The sequence below is a fragment of the Streptomyces sp. HUAS TT11 genome (genome assembly GCF_051553595.1).
Lineage (GTDB): Bacteria > Actinomycetota > Actinomycetes > Streptomycetales > Streptomycetaceae > Streptomyces.
On the sequence record NZ_CP196184.1, the window covers coordinates 7,168,682 to 7,188,906 of the forward strand.

Below are 20,225 nucleotides of genomic sequence, written 5' to 3' on the forward strand. Positions count from 1 at the left end.
GAAGCGGCCGGGGCGTCCGCCCGGCGCGCACACGGGAAGACGACGCGCAAGACCGCCTTCCCGGCCATCCGGCCCGGTCCGGTTCGTAGGGGGAAGTTCCGGCCGGTTACGCTCAAGGCATGTATGCCTGGCCCGCTTCCGAGGTCCCCGCCCTGCCTGGTCAGGGCCGCGACCTGAGGATCCACGACACCGCGACCGGTGGTCCCGTCACCCTCGACCCCGGTCCCGTCGCCCGTATCTACGTCTGCGGCATCACGCCCTATGACGCGACCCACATGGGTCATGCGGCGACCTACAACGCGTTCGACCTCGTCCAGCGCGTGTGGCTCGACACCAAGCGGCAGGTTCACTACGTCCAGAACGTGACCGACGTCGATGACCCGCTGCTGGAGCGGGCGGAGCGCGACGGCGTCGACTGGGTCGCTCTCGCCGAGAAGGAGACGGCGCTCTTCCGCGAGGACATGACCGCCCTGCGGATGCTGCCGCCCCGCCACTACATCGGGGCGGTGGAGGCGATACCCGGCATCGTGCCGCTCGTCGAACGACTCCGCGACGCCGGTGCCGCGTACGAACTCGAGGGCGACATCTACTTCTCCGTGGAGTCCGACCCGCACTTCGGCGAGGTGTCCAACCTGGACGCCGCCGCCATGCGCCTGCTGTCCGCCGAACGCGGCGGCGACCCGGACCGCCCGGGCAAGAAGAACCCGCTCGATCCGATGCTCTGGATGGCCGCCCGCCCGGGTGAACCCAGCTGGGACGGGGGCTCACTGGGCAACGGCCGCCCCGGCTGGCACATCGAGTGCGTCGCCATCGCCCTGGACCACCTGGGCATGGGCTTCGACGTGCAGGGCGGCGGCTCCGACCTCGCCTTCCCGCACCACGAGATGGGCGCCTCGCACGCGCAGGTGCTCACCGGCGAGTACCCGATGGCCAAGGCGTACGTCCACGCCGGGATGGTCGCGCTGGACGGCGAGAAGATGTCGAAGTCCAAGGGCAACCTGGTCTTCGTGTCCCAGCTGCGGCGCGACGGCGTCGACCCGGCGGCGATCCGGCTCGCGCTGCTCGCCCACCACTACCGCTCCGACTGGGAGTGGACCGACCAGGTCCTGCGGGACGCCGAGGCACGGCTCGAGCGCTGGCGCTCCGCCGTCTCGCGGCCCGACGGGCCGCCCGCCGAGGCGCTCGTCGAGGAGATCCGCGAAGCCCTCGCAAGCGACCTGGACGCCCCGGCCGCACTGGCCGCGGTCGACCGCTGGGCGGCGCTCCAGCAGCAGAGCGGCGGCACGGACATCGGTGCGCCCGGTGTGGTCTCGCGCGCCGTGGACGCGCTGCTCGGCGTGGCGCTCTGAGCCGTCCTCCGGGTCCGTGCGAGCGGCGCCGGGCGGGGTGATGCCCCGCCCGGCGCCGCTCGGCGCGTCTGTGCGGGCGGTCCGGCCCTTGATCACTACGACGCGGCGCCCGCCCGGCGTTGTCCGTGACGTCGTGAAACCGCCGAAGCCCCGCTGTACGTGCGGCTGCTGGCCCCGGTCGCCCTGCCGGACCTGCCCCGGGCATCGAAGGCGGGGTCCGCGTCAGGAGAAGGACGGTGCCGACGGCCGCAGCCACGACGGGAGTTCGGCAGCCTCGCGGCGGCCGGTGCACACGCCCTCCTCGCGAGGCGTCGGGGGCGGACCGAGCGGGCAGACCGTGCTCGCCCTTCTCCGGCCCGCGCCGACGGGGGCAGCGCCGACCGGGGAAGCAGGGACAGCCGGCGCCGCAACCGGCCCCGCACTCGACCTCCGACGACGGTGCAATGCCACGGGGACCGGCCACTGGCGCCTGCACGCGCTGCACGACGCCCCGGACACCCCGTGCGCCGTGATCGCCGCGGGCACACGCCTTCGCTCCGTGCTGCGAGCGACGAGAGGGGGCGGTGCGCCGCTGCGCACCGCCCCCTTCTAGTCCTCCGAGGAGTCCTCGTCCTCGCCGCCGGACCGCGGAGGCTTCGGCGGACGCTGGCGCCCGCCGGGGTTGTCCAGGCGGAACGGACCGGTGTCGCCTTCCGCCGTGGCGTGCCCGCCGGGCGGCCCCACGTCCCGTCGGCGCAGATACCGCTCGAACTCGCGGGCGATGGCCTCGCCGGACGCCTCAGGAAGCTCGGCGGTGTCCCGGGCCTCCTCCAGCGTCTGCACGTACTCGGCGACTTCGCTGTCCTCGGCGGCGAGCTGGTCCACGCCCAGTTGCCAGGCGCGCGCGTCCTCCGGCAGCTCGCCGAGCGGGATGCGCAGGTCCAGCAGGTCCTCCAGGCGGTTGAGCAGGGCCAGCGTGGCCTTCGGGTTCGGCGGCTGCGAGACGTAGTGCGGCACCGCCGCCCACAGGGACACGGCCGGGACGCCCGCGTGCGTGCAGGCCTCCTGGAGCACGCCGACGATGCCGGTGGGGCCCTCGTACTTGGTCTCCTCCAGGTCCATCCGGCGGGCCAGGTCCGCGTCGGACGTGGTTCCGCTGATCGGGACCGGACGCGTGTGCGGGGTGTCCCCGAGCAGGGCGCCCAGGATCACCACCAGTTCCACGCCCAGCTCGTGGGCGAAGCCCAGCAGCTCGTTGCAGAACGAGCGCCAGCGCATCGACGGTTCTATACCGCGGACCAGTACCAGGTCGCGGGGCTTCTCGCCGCCCACACGGACGACGGAGAGCCGGGTCGTGGGCCAGGTGATCTTGCGGACCCCGGCCTCCATGAACACAGTGGGGCGGTTCACCTGGAAGTCGTAGTAGTCCTCGGCGTCCAGCGCCGCGAACACATCGCCCTTCCACTCCCTGTCCAGATGCGCGACCGCGGTGGAGGCGGCGTCGCCGGCATCGTTCCAGCCCTCGAACGCGGCCACCATGACCGGGTCGATCAGCTCGGGAACCCCCTCGAGCTCGATCACCCAGTGCCTCCTTCCAACGTGCCCTCGCGTACGTCCCAACCTTACGGCGTGCGGCGGGGACGCCCGCAGCCCCCTTGCACGGGGGAGTGAACGGATCACTGCCCACTACGGCGTCGTCGAACACCCATGATCGTCGGCGGATGCCCCCCGGCGACCGGCCCGTCCCCGGTCCGGGCCGCGGACGCTCACAGCGTCGAGCGCAGCCACTGTTCGACGGACGCGATGTGCACGGTCGCCCAGGAGCGGGCCGCCTCCGCGTCGCGGTCACGCAGGGCGCCGAGGATCGCCCGGTGCTCGTGCAGAGTGCGGCTGACCGCGTCCTCCTGGGTCAGACCGCGCCAGATCCGGGCCCTGGTGGTGGGTCCGGAGAGCCCGTCCAGCAGGGAGCACAGCACCGAGTTGCCGGAGGTCTGCACGATGCCCCGGTGGAACTCCAGGTCGCCGGCGACCAGCTCCTCCACCGACGGCTCAGGGCCCAGCTTGTCCAACTGGGCCGTCAACGCGTCCAGTTGCTGCTCGCTGATACGGGCCGCCGCCAGGGCGGTCGCGGCCGGCTCCAGGATGCGGCGCACCGCGAGGAACTCCAGCACGGTGTCGTCGCGGTGGAAGTCCACGACGAAGCTCAGGGCCTCCAGCAGGAGCTGGGGGTCGAGGCTCGTCACGTAGGTGCCGTCGCCCTGCCGCACGTCCAGGATCCGGATCAGCGACAGGGCGCGTACGGCCTCGCGCAGGGAGTTGCGGGAGAGACCGAGCTCGGCGGCGAGCTCGCTCTCCTTCGGCAGGCGGTCACCCGGCCGCAGGGCGCCGGAGACGATCATCCCCTTGATCTTTTCGATCGCCTCATCGGTGACTGCCATGGCGGCCCTCCCTGTACGCTCAGACATCCGATGTCTCGGCCATTATGGGGGCTCACTGGGCTGAACGGGGCACGGAATCCCGATGTCGCCGAGGGGGACCGCACCGCGAGTCACCCGGCGCCGGTGCGTCGGGCCGGGCTCAGGCCAGCGCCTCGAACTCCGCCAGCGCCGCCGCCTCGTCGAGCGTCGTCAGCACCCGGTTCCGCATGAGGATCCGGCCGTCGACGACCGTGTCCCGTACGTCCGCGGACTGCGCCGCGTATGCGAGCGCCGACCACAGGTCGTGCCGTGGCCGCAGATGCGGTCCGCCGAGGTCGAGCACGATCAGATCGGCCCGCTTGCCCGTCTCCAGCGACCCCAGCAGGTCGCCGAGACCCAGCGCACGGGCGCCGCCGGCGGTCGCCATCCGCACCGCCTGCTCGGCCCCGACCGCGGTCGGGTCCCCGGCCGCCTTGTGCACCAGGGCCGCCTGCCGGACCGCGCCGAGCACGTCCAGCGTGTTCGAGCTCACCGCCCCGTCCGTACCGAGCCCCACGGTCACCCCCGCGTCCAGCAGCCGCGGCACCGGCGCGATCCCGCAGCCCAGCTTGAGGTTGGACACCGGGCAGTGCGCCACCGAGGTGCCCGTGCGGCCCAGCGCCGCGATCTCCGCACCGGTCAGGTCGACCGCGTGGGCGAGCAGCAGATCGGGGCCGAGCAGACCGAGCGAGTCGAGCAGTTCCACCGGGCGCTTGCCGTAGCGCTGCTCGACGGTTTCGACCTCGGCCGCGTTCTCCGCGGCGTGGATGTGCAGCAGCGCCCCGAACTCACGGGCCAGCGCGGCGATCTCGACGAGCTGCTCGGGCCCGAGGGTGTACGCCGAGTGGGCGAAGAGCACGGGCCGCGTCCCCGGCCGGTCCGCCGTCCGCGCGGCCAGGTCACGGCGCGCCCACTCCAGGCGCTCCCCGTACGGCCGGCCGTCGGGGGAGCCGGGGACGTCCATGAACGTCGGCCCGGTCAGCAGCCGCCAGCCCGCGTCCCGCGCCACCTGCTCCGCCGCCTCGTGGAACCAGTACATGTCGAGCGCCGAGGTCACCCCGGCGCGCACGCTCTCGGCGATCGCCGCGCGCACCGCCACCGCGATGTTCCTCGGCGACAGCAGCTCCGCCTCCCAGCGCAGCACACGCTCCAGGAAGCCCTGGAGGGTGACGTCGTCGGCACGGCCCCGCAGCAGCGTCATCGCCAGATGGGTGTGTGCGTTGACCAGGCCCGGCAGGACCACACACCCGGTGGAGTCGACGTCCTCGTCCGCGCTGTAGCGCTCCCGCAGCCGTTCGGCCGGGCCCACGTCGAGGATCGCGCCGTCGCGCACGGCGACGGCGCCCTCCGGTACGACGGTTCCCATGGCATCGACGGTCAGGACGTCACCGCCGTGCACCAGCAGATCGATGCGCTCGCTCATCCCGCGTTCTCCTCCCCGAGCAGCCGCAGCGCCTCCAGTGCCACGACCGCCCCGCGTTCCACACCCTGCGCGACCACATCCCGGTGCGGGTCGTAGCCGCCCGTGGAGAAAGCCGCCCTCTCGTCGGTCAGTTCGTCGGCGTTGACGCCGTCCACGACCAGCACGCCGCCCGCGACCAGCCCGCGCAGGGAGGCGGTGACCAGCAGCGCGGACAGCTCCATCTCGATCGCCGCGAGCCCGGCCCGTTCGTAGGCGTCCAGGGGGATCAGCCCCGGCTGGAAGGCCGCCCGGGTCCACACGATCCCGCGATGGTGCGGCGCACGTGCCTCCCGGGCCGCGCGCTGCAGCGCGAGGACCGCCTCGGGCGCCGAGACCGCCGGGTACTCGGCGGGCAGCAGCTGGCCGGTCACGCCGTCGTCGCGCACGGCCGCCTCCGCGATCACCAGATCCCCGTCGGCGATCCCCGCCTTCATCGCGCCCGCCGTGCCAAGCCGGACGAGCGTGCGGATCCCGGCGTCCGCCAGTTCCTGGAAGAGCAGGATCGCGCCCGGCGCGCCCACCCCGTGGGAGGCCACCGTCACCGGCAGTCCCCTCCAGCTCCCCGCGAACACCCGGTACTCACGGTGGTGGGAGACCTCCGTGGCGTCCTCGAGCAGCGCGGCGACCGTCGCCGCGCGCGCCGGGTCGCCCACGAGAACGGCGTACGGCGGCAGTCCGGTGCGGGGGATGCGGGTGACGGGCGACAGGGTCTGCGTCATGAGGCGACTCCAGCGGGTCGGCGCGTGCGGGGGGAGCGGTGCGCGGCGGGCGCGCAACGCGCACCCGGACACCGTACGCAAGCGGGACGCAAGGACATGAGCGAGGGGCGGCCCTTCGGGGGGCCGCCCCTCGGGTCAGGACGCCTATCGCTTGTCGAGCAGGTTCTGGACCTGCCCGCGCACCTCGTCCGTGGCCAGGCCGCGGATCGTCAGAGTGGTGCGTCGGCGCAGCACGTCGTCCACCGTCTCCGCCCACTCGTGGTCGCGGGCGTAGACGACCTGCGCCCAGATCTCGGGGGCGTCCGGGTGCACGCGCTCGCCCAGCTCCGGGTGCTCGTTGGCCAGCCGGGCGATGTCGAAGGCGAGCGAACCGTAGTGGGTCGCCAGGTGCTTGGCGGTGTCGGGCGCCATGCGCGGACCGGGCGCCGGACCGTCGACCACCAGCCGGTGGGCGACCGCGCGCGGGTTGGCGATGCCCGGCAGCGGCAGGCGCTTCGGCAGTGTGGAGATCGGCTCGAAGTCGTCGCCGAGGGGACGGCCCGGCAGCGCCTCCAGCTTCTTCATGACCGTGCGGCCGATGTGCCGGAACGTGGTCCACTTGCCGCCCGCGACGGACAGCATGCCGCCCCTGCCCTCGGTGACGACGGTCTCGCGCTTGGCCTTGGCGGTGTCGCCGGGGCCGCCGGGAAGCACCCGGAGACCGGCGAAGGAGTAGGTGATCAGATCGCGTCGGAGCTGCTGGTCGCGGACCGAGAAGGCCGCCTCGTCGAGGATCTGCGCGATGTCCTTCTCGCCCACGGAGACCTCGGCCGGATCGCCCTCGTACTGCTCGTCGGTGGTGCCGAGCAGCAGCATGTCCTCCCAGGGGAGGGCGAAGGTGATGCGGTACTTGTCGATGGGCGTCGCCAGTGCCGCCTTCCAGGGGGAGGTGCGCTTGAGCACCAGGTGCACCCCCTTGGACAGGCGTATGGAGGGCGCCGCCTTCGGGTCCTCCATCCTGCGCAGGTGGTCGACCCAGGGGCCGGTCGCGTTGAGCACCAGCCGCGCGTCGACCCCGAACTCGTCGCCGGACTGGCCGTCCTTCAACTCGGCGCCGGTGACCCGGCCCTTGGTGAAGCGCAGTCCGGTGACCACGGCGTGGTTGAGGACGACGGCACCCGCCTCGACGGCCGCGCGGACCGTCATCAGCGCCATGCGCGCGTCGTTCATCTGGTCGTCGCCGTAGACGGCGACGGCCTTGAGGTTCTCGGTGCGCAGCTCCGGCACGTCCTGCTGCGCCCTGGCCGGTGACAGCAGGTGGCCGACGCCGTCACCGAACGCCGACAGCGCGGAGTAGGCGAAGACGCCCGCCCCGAGCTTCGCCGCGCCGTGCGGCCCGCCCTTGTACACGGGGAGGTAGAACGTGAGCGGATTCGCCAGGTGGGGGGCCACCTGACGGGAGACCGCGCGGCGCTCGAAGTGGTTCTCCGCCACGAGCTTCACCGCGCCGGTCTGCAGATAGCGCAGTCCGCCGTGGAGAAGCTTGGAGGAGGCGGAGGAGGTGGCGCCGGCGAAGTCGCCGGCGTCCACCAGCGCCACCCGCAGGCCCGACTGCGCGGCATGCCAGGCCGTGGAGATGCCCAGGATTCCGCCGCCGATCACCAGGAGGTCGAATGTCGCCCTGGACAATTGTTCCCTGGTCTCGGCGCGGCTCGGGTTGGAGCCGAAGGCCGGGTGCGTCCCGAGAGCCGGGACACTCTGCAGGGTGGTCATGGCTGTCTACTCCTCGTGTTCGATCCAGCCCATGGTCCGCTCGACGGCCTTGAGCCAGCTCTTGTACTCACGGTCGCGGGTCTCCGCGTCCATGTGGGGCGTCCACTCGGCGGCGCGGCGCCAGTTGGCGCGCAGGTCGTCGGTGCTGTTCCAGAAGCCGACGGCGAGACCGGCGGCGTAGGCGGCGCCGAGGCAGGTGGTCTCGGCGACCATCGGGCGCACCACCGGCGCGTCCAGGACGTCCGCGAGCGTCTGCATCAGCAGGTTGTTGGACGTCATGCCGCCGTCGACCTTGAGGGTCGACAGCTCCACGCCCGAGTCCTTGGTCATGGCGTCCGCGATCTCGCGGGTCTGCCAGGCGGTCGCCTCCAGGACGGCACGCGCGAGGTGCGCCTTGGTGACGTAGCGGGTCAGACCGGCGATCACACCACGGGCGTCGGAGCGCCAGTACGGGGCGAACAGGCCGGAGAAGGCCGGCACGAAGTAGGCGCCGCCGTTGTCCTCGACCGAGAGCGCAAGGGTCTCGATCTCGGCGGCGGTCTTGATCAGGCCCATCTGGTCGCGCATCCACTGCACCAGGGAGCCGGTGACCGCGATCGAGCCCTCCAGGGCGTAGACCGGCTTCTGGTCGCCGATCTGGTAGCCGACCGTGGTCAGCAGGCCCGAGTAGGAGTTGATGAGCTTGTCACCGGTGTTCATCACCATGAAGGTGCCGGTGCCGTAGGTGGACTTGGTCTCGCCCTCGGAGAAGCAGGTCTGGCCGAACAGGGCCGCCTGCTGGTCGCCGAGCGCGGAGGCGACCGGGATGCCGCCGAGCAGCTCGCCGAGGCGCCCGCCGGTGATCTCGCCGTACACCTCGGCGGACGAGCGGATCTCGGGCAGTATCGTCAGCGGGACGCCGATGGACTCGGCGATCTTCTCGTCCCACTGCATGGTGTGCAGGTTCATCAGCAGCGTGCGGGAGGCGTTGGTCACGTCGGTGACGTGGCGGCCGCCGTCGGCACCGCCCGTCAGGTTCCAGATGACCCAGGTGTCCATCGTGCCGAAGAGGATGTCGCCCGCCGCGGCGCGCTCGCGCAGGCCCTCGACGTTGTCGAGCAGCCAGCGGGCCTTGGGACCGGCGAAGTAGGAGGCCAGCGGCAGACCGGTCTCGCGGCGGAAGCGGTCCTGGCCGACGTTGCGGCCGAGTTCCTTGCAGAGCGCGTCCGTGCGGGTGTCCTGCCAGACGATGGCGTTGTGGACGGGCTCACCGGTGTTCTTGTCCCACAGCACGGTGGTCTCGCGCTGGTTGGTGATGCCGATGGCCTTGATGTCGTCCCGGGTGATGCCGGCCTTCTCGATGGCTCCGGCGACGACCTCCTGGACGTTGGTCCAGATCTCGGTGGCGTTGTGCTCGACCCAGCCCGGCTTGGGGAAGATCTGCTCGTGCTCCTTCTGGTCGACGGAGACGATGCGGCCGTCCCGGTCGAAGACGATGCAGCGTGAGGACGTGGTGCCCTGGTCGATGGCGGCGATGAAGGGGCCGGCGGTGTGTGCGTCGGTCACGGTGTGCTCCTGGGAATTCCGTGGATAAGAGGGGCTGTCTTTACGGCGCGCGGTGCTGAGAGGCGATGCCCGGAGAGGATCAGTTCTCTCAGGCGAAGGCGACGTTGTATATGCCTGCGGCGATCGCGCCGCCGACCAGCGGGCCGACGACCGGGATCCAGGCGTAGCCCCAGTCGGAGCCGCCCTTGTTGGGCAGGGGAAGGAGAGCGTGGACGATGCGCGGACCCAGGTCGCGGGCCGGGTTGATCGCGTAGCCGGTCGGGCCGCCGAGCGAGAGGCCGATGGCGACGACCACCAGCGCGGTGATCAAGGCACCCAGGTTGCCGAGACCGTTGCCCTTGTCGTTGAGGCCCTGCGTGAGCACGGCGAGGACCAGCACGACGGTGCCGATGATCTCCGTGGCGAGGTTCATCACCGCGTTGCGGATCTCGGGACCGGTGGAGAAGACGCCGAGCACCGGACCGGCCTGGGCCTCCTGGGCCTCGACGGCCTTGGTGTCCTGAGCGCCCGGGCCCCCGACGATCTCTCTGTCGGTGAGGTGGGCATGGAACTGGCCGTAGTAGACGACCCAGACCAGGGCCGCACCGATCATCGCGCCGAGCAGCTGTCCGCCCCAGTAGACCGGGACGTTGCCCCAGTCGCCGTCCTTGATGGCGAGGGCGAGTGTCACCGCCGGGTTGAGGTGGGCACCGGAGAGAGGTGCCGAGGTGTAGACCGCCGTCAGAACGGCGAAGCCCCACCCGAAAGCGATGGCGAGCCAACCGGCGTTACGGGCCTTGGAGGCCTTCAGCGTCACTGCGGCGCAGACGCCGCCGCCGAGCAGGATGAGTATGGCGGTACCGATGGTCTCGCCGATGAAGATGTCGGAGCTGGACACCCGCGACTCCTTTGTCCTTCGTCCAGGGGAAGGCGAACCCCGGGTCCCTCCGGTGGTCCGCGCCCTCGGGGGTGAGGGCGATGCCGGCCCTTGGCGTTGTCACACTCTAGCGCTTATTGCCGGTAGGTGTTCGACAATGCCGACCGTTGGACGGGAGTCTCGCTTCAGGTTCGGCGACGCGTCAAGGGTTCGGTAATCGAAAACGGGATCGTTATTGATCGTCGGGGGTTATCGATCTTGTGCGGGTGCGGACCGGGTACGCGCGCGCACCACCCGTGGCCGCACGGGTACCGGCGAGGGGCCGGTCGGCGCCGGGGTGCCGTGAGGTGGGCGGGCATGCCGAACGGCCGGTACGGCGTCGCCGTACCGGCCGCGCATGCGTGCGGGTCAGAACCGTCCGGCGCCCAGGTCCCGGGAGACCGCGCGGGCGCAGTCCCGGACCGCCGCGACCAGCTCGGGACGCAGCTCCCCGTCCCGGCACACGCGCTCCACGGCGCCCGTGATGCCCACCGCGCCCACCGGCATCCGCCGCCGGTCGTGGATGGGCGCCGCGACCGAGGCGACCCCGGTCCACGTCTCCTCGACGTCGGCCGCGTATCCGCGCGCCCGGGTCAGATCGAGCAGGTGCTCGAAGTCCTCCGGTTCGCAGACGGTGCGGTCGGTGAAGGGCTTGCGGTCCGCCTCCAGCACCTCGCTGTGGGCGACCGGGTCGTACGCCGAGAGGACCTTGCCGAGGGCGGTGGAGTGCAGCGGCTGCATCGCCCCGATCTCCAGCACCTGCCGGCTGTCGTCGGGCCGGAAGACATGGTGCACGATCAGCACGCCCTGCTGGTGCAGCACACCCAGATAGACGCTCTCCCCGCTCGAGCGGGCCAGGTCGTCCGTCCACACCAGGGCGCGCGCCCGCAGCTCGTGGACGTCCAGGTAGGTCGTGCCGAGACGGAGCAGCTCGGCGCCCAGCTGGTAGCGGCCCGAGGCCGTGTCCTGCTCGACGAAGCCCTCCTGCTGGAGCGTGCGGAGTATGCCGTGGGCCGTGCCCTTGGCCAGGCCCAGTGACGAGGCGATGTCCGACAGGCCGAGCCGTCGCTCGCCGCCCGCGAGGAGCCGCAGCATCGCGGCCGCCCGTTCGAGCGACTGGATGTTCCGTGCCATCGCCGTCCTGCCCTCCGTCCGATCAACCGCCGGCCGTCATTCGTGTGCTGCCGTTCGGCAATGCCGAACACTACCGGTCGATGCCGACCTCCCGCTAATGGCAGGACGCCATCGGTTGGGGCGGAATCTCCGCAAGGATCATGTCGAGCCACGCCCGTCCGCCCCCTGGACGCCTCTGACCGTACGGCCTGCCGCGGGCTACCCTGGCCGCGTGCGCCTTCCGCGGGAAGCGCAAAGCCGACAGCCGTCGCACTCCAGGGAGCATCTTCCATGGCCTCGTCGCCGAACCCGTCCCCTACGTCCGTCTCCACCGACAGCCGAACCCGATCCGCAGCGCTCCGGGAAGCCCTCGCCACCCGCGTCGTGGTGGCCGACGGCGCGATGGGCACGATGCTCCAGGCCCAGGACCCCACGCTCGAGGACTTCCAGGACCTCGAGGGCTGCAACGAGATCCTGAACGTCACCCGCCCCGACATCGTCCGCTCCGTCCACGAGGCGTACTTCGCGGTGGGCGTCGACTGCGTCGAGACCAACACCTTCGGGGCCAACCACGCGGCCATGGCCGAGTACGACATCGCCGAGCGCGTGTACGAGCTGTCCGAGGCGGGCGCCCGGGTCGCCCGCGAGGTCGCCGACGAGTTCACCGGCCGCGACGGCCGGCAGCGCTGGGTCCTCGGCTCCATGGGGCCGGGCACGAAGCTGCCCACCCTGGGCCACGCCCCGTACACCACCCTGCGCGACGCCTACCAGCGCAACGCCGAGGGACTGGTCACCGGCGGCGCCGACGCGCTGCTCGTCGAGACCACCCAGGACCTGCTCCAGACCAAGGCCGCCGTCCTCGGCTCCCGCCGGGCACTGGACGCCCTCGGCCTCGACCTGCCGCTGATCGTGTCCGTGACCGTCGAGACCACCGGCACCATGCTGCTCGGCTCGGAGATCGGCGCGGCCCTCACCGCGCTGGAGCCGCTCGGCATCGACATGATCGGCCTGAACTGCGCCACGGGACCGGCCGAGATGAGCGAGCACCTGCGCTACCTCGCCCGGCACTCCCGCATCCCGCTGTCCTGCATGCCCAACGCCGGTCTGCCCGTGCTGGGCAAGGACGGCGCCCAGTACCCGCTCAGCGCCCCCGAACTGGCCGACGCGCAGGAGACCTTCGTCCGTGAGTACGGCCTGTCGCTGGTCGGCGGCTGCTGCGGCACCACCCCCGAGCACCTGCGCCAGGTGGTGGAGCGCGTCCGGGGCCTCGCCCCCGCCGAGCGCCACCCCCGCCCCGAACCGGGTGCCGCCTCCCTCTACCAGACCGTGCCGTTCCGTCAGGACACCTCGTACCTGGCCATCGGTGAGCGCACCAACGCCAACGGCTCCAAGAAGTTCCGCGAGGCCATGCTGGACGGCCGCTGGGACGACTGCGTGGAGATGGCCCGGGAGCAGATCCGCGAGGGCGCCCACATGCTCGACCTCTGCGTCGACTACGTGGGCCGTGACGGCGTCGCCGACATGGAGGAGCTGGCGGGCCGCTTCGCGACCGCCTCCACCCTGCCGATCGTCCTCGACTCCACCGAAGTGGACGTCATCGAGGCCGGACTGGAGAAGCTCGGCGGCCGCGCCGTGATCAACTCGGTCAACTACGAGGACGGCGACGGCCCGGAGTCGCGCTTCGCGAAGGTCACCCGGCTCGCCGGGGAGCACGGCGCGGCGCTCATCGCCCTGACCATCGACGAGGAGGGCCAGGCCCGTACCCCCGAGAAGAAGGTCGAGATCGCCGAGCGGCTGATCGCCGACCTGACCGGGAACTGGGGCATCCGTGAGGAGGACATCCTCGTCGACACCCTGACCTTCACCATCTGTACCGGCCAGGAGGAGTCCCGCAAGGACGGCATCGCGACCATCGAGGCCATCCGCGAGCTGAAGAGGCTCCACCCGGACGTGCAGACCACGCTCGGTCTGTCGAACATCTCCTTCGGCCTCAACCCGGCCGCGCGCATCCTGCTCAACTCCGTCTTCCTCGACGAATGCGTCAAGGCGGGGCTCGACTCGGCCATCGTGCACGCCTCGAAGATCCTGCCCATCGCGCGCTTCGACGAGGAGCAGGTGACCACCGCCCTCGACCTGATCTACGACCGGCGCGCGGACGGCTACGACCCGCTGCAGAAGCTGATGGCGCTGTTCGAGGGCGCCACCGCCAAGTCGCTGAAGGCCGGCAAGGCCGAGGAGCTGGCCGCGCTGCCCCTGGAGGAGCGCCTCAAGCGGCGGATCATCGACGGCGAGAAGAACGGCATGGAGGCCGACCTCGAAGCGGCCCTGACCTCCCGTTCCGCCCTCGACATCGTCAACGACACACTGCTGGACGGCATGAAGGTCGTCGGCGAGCTGTTCGGCTCCGGCCAGATGCAGCTCCCGTTCGTGCTCCAGTCCGCCGAGGTGATGAAGACCGCGGTCGCCTACCTCGAACCACACATGGAGAAGACCGACGAGGCCGGCAAGGGCACCATCGTGCTGGCCACCGTGCGCGGCGACGTCCACGACATCGGCAAGAACCTCGTCGACATCATCCTGTCCAACAACGGCTACAACGTGGTCAACCTCGGCATCAAGCAGCCGGTCTCCGCGATCCTGGAGGCCGCCGAGGAGCACAGGGCCGACGTCATCGGCATGTCGGGGCTCCTGGTCAAGTCCACGGTGATCATGAAGGAGAACCTGGAGGAGCTCAACCAGCGAGGGCTCGCCACCGACTACCCCGTCATCCTCGGCGGCGCGGCGCTGACCCGGGCGTATGTCGAACAGGACCTGTACGAGCTGTACGAGGGCGAGGTGCGCTACGCCCGCGACGCGTTCGAGGGCCTGCGCCTGATGGACGCGCTGATCGGGGTCAAGCGCGGGGTGCCCGGTGCGAAGCTGCCCGAGCTGCGGCAGCGCCGGGTGCGGGCCGCGACCGTCGAGATCGAGGAGCGGCCCGAGGAGGGCCACGTCCGCTCCGATGTCGCCACGGACAACCCCGTGCCCACGCCGCCCTTCTGGGGCACCCGCGTCGTGAAGGGCATCGCGCTCAAGGAGTACGCGGCCTGGCTGGACGAGGGTGCGCTGTTCAAGGGCCAGTGGGGTCTGAAGCAGGCGCGTACGGGGGAGGGGCCGACATACGAGGAGCTCGTCGAGACCGAGGGCCGGCCGCGGCTGCGCGGGCTGCTCGACCGGCTCCAGACGGACAACCTCCTCGAAGCGGCCGTCGTCCACGGCTACTTCCCCTGTGTGTCCAAGGACGACGACCTGATCATCCTCGACGAACAGGGCAACGAGCGCACCCGGTTCAGCTTCCCGCGCCAGCGGCGCGGGAGGCGGCTGTGTCTGTCCGACTTCTTCCGTCCCGAGGAGTCAGGTGAGAAGGACGTCGTCGGATTCCAGGTCGTGACCGTGGGCTCCCGGATCGGCGAGGAGACCGCGCGGCTCTTCGAGTCGAACTCCTACCGCGACTACCTCGAACTGCACGGCCTGTCCGTGCAGTTGGCGGAGGCGCTGGCCGAGTACTGGCATGCGCGGGTGCGTTCGGAGCTCGGTTTCGCGGGCGAGGACCCGGCCGACATGGAGGACATGTTCGCCCTCAAGTACCGGGGTGCGCGCTTCTCGCTCGGCTACGGCGCCTGCCCCGACCTCGAGGACCGTGCCAAGATCGCCCAGCTGCTCGAGCCCGAGCGGATCGGCGTCCACCTGTCCGAGGAGTTCCAGCTCCACCCGGAGCAGTCCACGGACGCCATCGTGATCCACCACCCGGAGGCCAAGTACTTCAACGCGCGGTAATGCGCCCGCGCCCCGCACGGCGCCTGTGGCGGCCGGTGAACCCGGCGCGGCAGTCCACCGGCCCACGGCCGTCCGGACCGATCTCGGGTGTGCGCCCGCACAGCGGACGTCGTCGGCGGCGGTCCCGGAACGGGCGGTGCAGTGCGAACGGGGCCGGGGAGCCGCGGCGCGCACCGCCCGTCCAGGGAGCCTTGCGCCCACCACGGACGGCCCTCGTCCCGTCCGGCCGGGGCGGAGCACGGACCGTGTGTCCACGCCCTGTCCCGGACCGCGTAGGCGCGCCCGCGCGAACCTGCGGTTCGCCCATATGTGCGATTGCGGGGCGTGGCGCTGTCGTGCCGAAAAGGCGCTTCGCTCACGGGCGACGTACACTGGTCGGTCCACCGCAGGCCGGTTCCCTCCGTGGGAACCGGCCTGGTCGTCCCTTCAAGGAGGTACGCCGGATGACCACCACGGTTCCCGCCCTCGGCACCCGTACGGGCGAAGACTCAGCGCTGCAGGCCGTACTTCTCGACATGGACGGCACCCTGGTGGACACCGAAGGATTCTGGTGGGACGTCGAGGTCGAGGTCTTCGCCGCCCTCGGACACACGCTCGACGATTCATGGCGCCATGTCGTCGTCGGCGGCCCCATGACGCGCAGCGCGGGCTTCCTGATCGAGGCCACCGGTGCCGACATCACCCTCGACGAGCTCTCCGTGCTGCTCAACGACGGGTTCGAGACGCGTATCGACGGCAGGCTGCCCCTGATGCCGGGTGCCGCCCGGCTGCTGGCCGAACTGGCGGCGCATGAGATTCCGACCGCACTCGTCTCCGCGTCCCACCGGCGCATCATCGACCGCATCCTGGCCTCCGTCGGCCCGCAGTACTTCGCACTGACCGTCGCGGGCGACGAGGTCGAGCGCACCAAGCCGTTCCCCGACCCGTATCTGGTGGCGGCGAAGGGGCTGGATGCGGACCCGGCTCGGTGCGCGGTGATCGAGGACACGGCGACCGGTGTCGCCGCCGCGGAGGCGGCCGGCTGCCGCGTGGTCGCCGTCCCGTCGGTGGCCCCCATCGCCCCCGCCGCGGGCCGCACCGTCGTGACCTCGCTCGAAGAGGTCGACCTGTCATTCCTCCGCGGTTTGATGACGGAAATGCGCTGAGCGTTCACCCAGCGTGCTCTCGAATGGACGGATTACCTCCGGGTGTCCAGCCGTATGAATTAATTCGGCGACGCGCGGCCGAATTCCGGTGTCCGTCCCCTCGGTTGAGGGTGTGACGTTTGCCACGTTCCAGGGGGTCGACAATGGGCCCGGGGTGTGCTGTTCCACCCCTTTCGGGCGGCCGGGGCGTGCCCTTGTGTCCCGATTGATGAAACGCTGCACGAATCCTTCCCCGTCGGGTTCTCCGATGCGTCCCCGATCGGTTCCGCAGCGTGATGAGCACTCAACTCCGGTAGCTGTCAGCCTTCGTGCGGGTGCGCACTAATCTCATCGCGAGAACATCGCCACAACTCCCGTGATCCGCCGCACCACCCTTGCTTGCCGGGTACACGGACTTGACAGCTCTGGAGAAACTCGAGCATGAACCGTAAGACTTTGGTGCTGCCGGCCGTCGTTGGTCTGCTCACCCCCGTTCTCGCCGCCTGCGGCGGGTCCGACAGCGGGGGCAGCAGCGGTGACGCCATCGTCGTCGGTACCACCGACCGGTTCACCGCCTCCAGCGACGCCCCCGCGCCCCTCGACCCGGCGTACGCGTACGACGTGGGCTCCTGGAACGTCCTGCGGCAGACCGTGCAGACACTGATGGTCCAGCCCCGCGGTGACGGCGACCCCCAGCCCGAGGCCGCCGAGAGCTGCGGTTTCACCGACAGCGGCAACGAGCGCTACGCGTGCAAGCTCCGCAAGGACCTGAAGTTCGCCAGCGGCGACCCGGTGACCGCTGCCGATGTGAAGTTCTCCATCGACCGTGCCCTCGCCATCAAGGCCGACAGCGGCGTCTTCGCCCTGCTGTCCACCGTCGACACCGTCGAGACGCAGGGCAAGGACGAGGTCGTCTTCCACCTGAAGACCGCGGACGCCACCTTCCCGTTCAAGCTGTCGACGCCGGTCGCGGGCATCGTGAACCCCAAGGACTACGACAAGGGCAAGCTGCGCGACGGCTTCTCGGTCGACGGTTCCGGGCCGTACACGCTGCAGGCCGAGGTCAAGAACAACGAGATGGTGAAGGCCACCTTCACCAAGAACCCGAACTACCAGGGTCTGCTCACCCCGAAGAACGACAAGGTCGTGCTGCAGTCCTTCCAGGACGCCGGCGGCATGGGTTCCGCCCTCGAGAAGGGCGACATCGACGTCATGACCCGCACCATGGCGCCGGACCAGATCCGCAAGCTGCAGGACGACACGGACGGCAACATCAACCTGGTCGAGATGCCGGGTCTGGAGATCCGCTACCTGGGCTTCAACACCGGTGCCGACTCGGTGAAGAGCGTGGCCGTGCGCCAGGCCATGGCCGAGGTCATCGACCGCGGTGAGCTGGTGTCCAAGGTGTACGGCACCGAGGCGCAGCCCCTGTACTCGCTCGTACCGGCCACCATCACCGGCCATTCCAACTCGTTCCTCAACAAGTACGGCGACCCGAGCGTGGCCAAGGCCCGCGCGACGCTGGACAAGGCGAACATCAGCACCCCGGTGAAGCTGACGCTGCACTACACGACCGACCACTACGGTCCGGCCACCGCCAAGGAGTTCGACGTCCTCAGGCAGCAGCTCAACGCGAGCGGTCTGTTCGACATCAGCGTCGAGGGCACCACCTGGGACAAGTTCCGCCCGGCCGAGATCAAGGGCCAGTACGACGTCTACGGCATGGGTTGGTTCCCCGACTTCCCGGACGCGGACAACTACCTCGCGCCGTTCCTCGACAAGGACAACACCCTCGGCTCGCCGTACAACAACAGCGAGATCCGCAACACCCTGATCCCCGCGTCCCGGCGTGAGGCCGACCGCCTCACCGCGTCGAAGAGCCTCACCGACATCCAGGACATCGTCGCCAAGGAGGTGCCGATCCTCCCGCTGTGGCAGGGCAAGCAGTACGTCGCCACCCGTGACGACATCACGGGCAGCGAGTACGCGATGAACTCCTCCTCCACATTGCAGCTGTGGGAGCTCGGCCGCGGCGTGGGCGGCTGACCTCATGCCTCGAAGGCCCCCCGGGGATCACCCCGGGGGGCCTTCTTGTGCGTCCACATGATTTCGGACGTCCGGCCCGGCCCGAGGACCGGGCCTCGACGGTGTTCCGGTTCCGGGAGAGCGGCAGGGCCGGGCGGGCGGTACCGACACGGGAGGGCGCCCCCCGCCACAAGGAAGGGGACGCCCTCCGCGCCGCCGAGAGGCCCGGCCGGCACCGCCTTGCGACGGGCCCGTGGGCCGCCGCCGCTACTGAGCGCCCGGGCGTACCAGCCCGCTCTCATAGGCGTACACCGCGGCCTGCACCCGGTCCCGCAGCCCCAGCTTGGTGAGCACATGGCCGACGTGCGTCTTGACCGTCGTCTCGCTGACGAACAGGTCAGCGGCGATCTCGGCGTTGGACAACCCGCGCGCCACCAGCTTCAGCACCTCCACCTCGCGCTCGGTGAGGGTGTGCAGTGTGTCCGGGACGGGCTCGTCCCCGGACGGCAGATGACCTGCGTACTTGTCCAGCAGCCGACGCGTGATGCTCGGAGCGAGCATCGCCTCGCCCGCCGCGACCACCCGGATCGCCTGCACCAGCTCATGGGCGGGAGCGTCCTTGAGGAGGAATCCGCTGGCACCGGCGCGCAGCGCCTCCACCACGTACTCGTCGAGATCGAAGGTGGTCAGTACCAGCACCTTCGCCGGGCCGTCCCGCCCGGGTCCGGTGATCTGCCGGGTCGCCTCCACCCCGTCCATCCGCGGCATGCGGATGTCCATGAGCACCACATCGGGCTGCAGGGCACGCACCTGGTCGAGCGCCTGGAGGCCGTCTCCGGCCTCGCCGACGACCGCGATGTCCTGCTCGGCCTCCAGAATCATCCGGAAGCCCGTGCGCAGCAGCGGCTGGTCGTCGACCAGTAGGACGCGGATGGCCACGTGAGTCTCCTTCGCTAGTCCGGGCCCATTCTGCCCTGCTCGGCGTCGGCCGATCCGGGCACCCCGACCGGCGCCGTGGGCGTCTGGCCCGAGTCGCCCCGTGGATCCTGCGACGGGGGCCCGCCGGCCGCCCGCACCGGCAGCGGATAGAGCGGGGGAGTGCCACCGAACTCGGGGCACAGGGCCTGGTGGTCGCACCAGCCGCACAACTTGGTGGGCCTCGGCCGCCAGTCACCCGACTCCGTGGCCTTGCGGATCGCCTCCCAGAGCGCCAGCAGCTTCCGCTCGACGCGCTCCAGATCCGCGAGCACGGGGTCGTACGTCAGCACATCGCCGCTGCCCAGATAGACGAGCTGCAGCCGGCGCGGGACGAGCCCCTTCAGCCGCCACACCACCAGGGCGTAGAACTTCATCTGGAACAGCGCGCCCTCGGCGTACTCGGGCCGGGGTGCCTTGCCCGTCTTGTAGTCGACGATGCGCACCTCACCGGTGGGCGCCACGTCCACACGGTCGATGATCCCCCGCAGCTTCAGCCCGGAATCGAGCTCCGCCTCGACGAACAGCTCCCGCTCGGCGGGCTCCAGCCGGGTCGGGTCCTCCAGCGCGAACCAGCGCTCGACGAGCTGCTCCGCCTCACCGAGCCAGCGTGCCAGCCGCTCCCCGTCCGGATCGTCGGCGAACAGCTCCAGCACCTCCGGCCGGTTCTCCCGCAGCCGGTCCCACTGGCCGGGCACCAGCGACTTGGCGCGAGGAGCGGTCCGCTCTGCGGCCGGTACGTCGAAGAGTCTTTCCAGCACCGCATGCACCAGCGTGCCCCGGGTCGCGGCCTCACTCGGCTTCTCGGGCAGCCTGTCGATCACCCGGAACCGGTAGAGCAGCGGGCACTGCATGAAATCACTGGCACGCGAGGGCGACAGCGACCCCGGGGGCACTGCGGCCTCGGCGGACGGCTCGGCGGCGCCGTCGGTGCTGGTTTCCATGACGACAGACCATACGGCCCGCCACCGACAGTGACACAGCCGTGCCCGGTGGCCCGGACCGTACCGGCGTC

Annotated in this window: 14 protein-coding genes; 4 read left to right on the forward strand and 10 right to left on the reverse strand. The window is 70.8% G+C overall.

Features of this window, described 5'->3' with window-relative positions; all coding sequences use genetic code 11:
* The first annotated feature begins 119 nt into the window (after window positions 1-119).
* On the forward strand, window positions 120-1,349 hold the full coding sequence (gene mshC / locus ACSHXN_RS32050; RefSeq protein ID WP_355132585.1) for a cysteine--1-D-myo-inosityl 2-amino-2-deoxy-alpha-D-glucopyranoside ligase: 1,230 nt from the start codon (window positions 120-122) through the stop codon (window positions 1,347-1,349).
* Window positions 1,350-1,937: 588 nt separating this feature from the next.
* Here mshC and ACSHXN_RS32055 read toward each other — a convergent pair.
* The 8 genes from ACSHXN_RS32055 to ACSHXN_RS32090 all read right to left on the reverse strand — a co-directional run bounded on the left by ACSHXN_RS32055 (window position 1,938) and on the right by ACSHXN_RS32090 (window position 11,291).
* Window positions 1,938-2,909 carry a PAC2 family protein gene (locus ACSHXN_RS32055; protein WP_355132586.1) on the reverse strand — a complete coding sequence of 324 codons (972 nt, stop codon included), beginning with the start codon at window positions 2,907-2,909 and terminating at the stop codon, window positions 1,938-1,940.
* Between the two features lie 185 nt (window positions 2,910-3,094).
* Window positions 3,095-3,766 carry a FadR/GntR family transcriptional regulator gene (locus tag ACSHXN_RS32060; RefSeq protein ID WP_355132587.1) on the reverse strand — a complete coding sequence of 224 codons (672 nt, stop codon included), beginning with the start codon at window positions 3,764-3,766 and terminating at the stop codon, window positions 3,095-3,097.
* A 139-nt stretch (window positions 3,767-3,905) separates the two neighbouring features.
* Window positions 3,906-5,207: an amidohydrolase gene (locus ACSHXN_RS32065; protein ID WP_355132588.1), complete on the reverse strand. Its 1,302-nt coding sequence runs from the start codon at window positions 5,205-5,207 to the stop codon at window positions 3,906-3,908.
* Entirely contained in the window at window positions 5,204-5,965 is a 762-nt protein-coding gene (locus tag ACSHXN_RS32070; RefSeq protein ID WP_355132589.1) for a nucleoside phosphorylase, read from the reverse strand. Before ACSHXN_RS32070 ends, ACSHXN_RS32065 begins: the two co-directional genes overlap by 4 nt.
* A 144-nt stretch (window positions 5,966-6,109) precedes the next feature.
* Entirely contained in the window at window positions 6,110-7,717 is a 1,608-nt protein-coding gene (locus tag ACSHXN_RS32075) for a glycerol-3-phosphate dehydrogenase/oxidase (protein WP_356291148.1), read from the reverse strand.
* Between the two features lie 6 nt (window positions 7,718-7,723).
* Window positions 7,724-9,262 carry a glycerol kinase GlpK gene (gene glpK, locus ACSHXN_RS32080; protein WP_355132591.1) on the reverse strand — a complete coding sequence of 513 codons (1,539 nt, stop codon included), beginning with the start codon at window positions 9,260-9,262 and terminating at the stop codon, window positions 7,724-7,726.
* Between the two features lie 88 nt (window positions 9,263-9,350).
* Window positions 9,351-10,139 carry an MIP/aquaporin family protein gene (locus ACSHXN_RS32085; RefSeq protein WP_355132592.1) on the reverse strand — a complete coding sequence of 263 codons (789 nt, stop codon included), beginning with the start codon at window positions 10,137-10,139 and terminating at the stop codon, window positions 9,351-9,353.
* 387 nt (window positions 10,140-10,526) lie between these two features.
* A complete protein-coding gene (locus ACSHXN_RS32090) occupies window positions 10,527-11,291 on the reverse strand; it encodes an IclR family transcriptional regulator (RefSeq protein WP_059125699.1) in 765 nt (254 codons plus the stop codon).
* 270 nt (window positions 11,292-11,561) lie between these two features.
* Here ACSHXN_RS32090 and metH point away from each other — a divergent pair, with 270 nt between their 5' ends.
* The 3 genes from metH (at window position 11,562) to ACSHXN_RS32105 (ending at window position 18,256) form a co-directional block, all read left to right on the forward strand.
* Window positions 11,562-15,086, forward strand: a complete 3,525-nt coding sequence (gene metH, locus ACSHXN_RS32095; RefSeq protein ID WP_355132593.1) for a methionine synthase — start codon at window positions 11,562-11,564, stop codon at window positions 15,084-15,086.
* A 443-nt stretch (window positions 15,087-15,529) separates the two neighbouring features.
* Complete coding sequence (locus tag ACSHXN_RS32100; protein ID WP_355132594.1) at window positions 15,530-16,231, forward strand: HAD family hydrolase; 702 nt, start codon at window positions 15,530-15,532, stop codon at window positions 16,229-16,231.
* A 420-nt stretch (window positions 16,232-16,651) separates the two neighbouring features.
* Window positions 16,652-18,256, forward strand: coding sequence for an ABC transporter substrate-binding protein (locus ACSHXN_RS32105; protein ID WP_355132595.1), 1,605 nt, complete (start codon window positions 16,652-16,654; stop codon window positions 18,254-18,256).
* Between the two features lie 246 nt (window positions 18,257-18,502).
* Here ACSHXN_RS32105 and ACSHXN_RS32110 read toward each other — a convergent pair whose 3' ends face one another.
* Both ACSHXN_RS32110 and ACSHXN_RS32115 read right to left on the reverse strand, forming a co-directional pair.
* Window positions 18,503-19,174: a response regulator gene (locus ACSHXN_RS32110; RefSeq protein WP_220294710.1), complete on the reverse strand. Its 672-nt coding sequence runs from the start codon at window positions 19,172-19,174 to the stop codon at window positions 18,503-18,505.
* A 14-nt stretch (window positions 19,175-19,188) separates the two neighbouring features.
* Window positions 19,189-20,154: a RecB family exonuclease gene (locus ACSHXN_RS32115; protein WP_355132596.1), complete on the reverse strand. Its 966-nt coding sequence runs from the start codon at window positions 20,152-20,154 to the stop codon at window positions 19,189-19,191.
* Window positions 20,155-20,225: the final 71 nt, after the last annotated feature.

Excerpts from the sequence above, each read along its gene's own strand:
- mshC (WP_355132585.1), top strand. The coding sequence starts at position 120 with ATGTATGCCTGGCCCGCTTCCGAGGTCCCCGCCCTGCCTGGTCAGGGC.
- ACSHXN_RS32115 (WP_355132596.1), bottom strand. The coding sequence starts at position 20,154 with ATGGAAACCAGCACCGACGGCGCCGCCGAGCCGTCCGCCGAGGCCGCA.
- ACSHXN_RS32100 (WP_355132594.1), top strand. The coding sequence starts at position 15,530 with ATGACCACCACGGTTCCCGCCCTCGGCACCCGTACGGGCGAAGACTCA.
- ACSHXN_RS32105 (WP_355132595.1), top strand. The coding sequence starts at position 16,652 with ATGAACCGTAAGACTTTGGTGCTGCCGGCCGTCGTTGGTCTGCTCACC.
- ACSHXN_RS32090 (WP_059125699.1), bottom strand. The coding sequence starts at position 11,291 with ATGGCACGGAACATCCAGTCGCTCGAACGGGCGGCCGCGATGCTGCGG.
- ACSHXN_RS32070 (WP_355132589.1), bottom strand. The coding sequence starts at position 5,965 with ATGACGCAGACCCTGTCGCCCGTCACCCGCATCCCCCGCACCGGACTG.
- ACSHXN_RS32060 (WP_355132587.1), bottom strand. The coding sequence starts at position 3,766 with ATGGCAGTCACCGATGAGGCGATCGAAAAGATCAAGGGGATGATCGTC.
- ACSHXN_RS32075 (WP_356291148.1), bottom strand. The coding sequence starts at position 7,717 with ATGACCACCCTGCAGAGTGTCCCGGCTCTCGGGACGCACCCGGCCTTC.
- ACSHXN_RS32065 (WP_355132588.1), bottom strand. The coding sequence starts at position 5,207 with ATGAGCGAGCGCATCGATCTGCTGGTGCACGGCGGTGACGTCCTGACC.
- metH (WP_355132593.1), top strand. The coding sequence starts at position 11,562 with ATGGCCTCGTCGCCGAACCCGTCCCCTACGTCCGTCTCCACCGACAGC.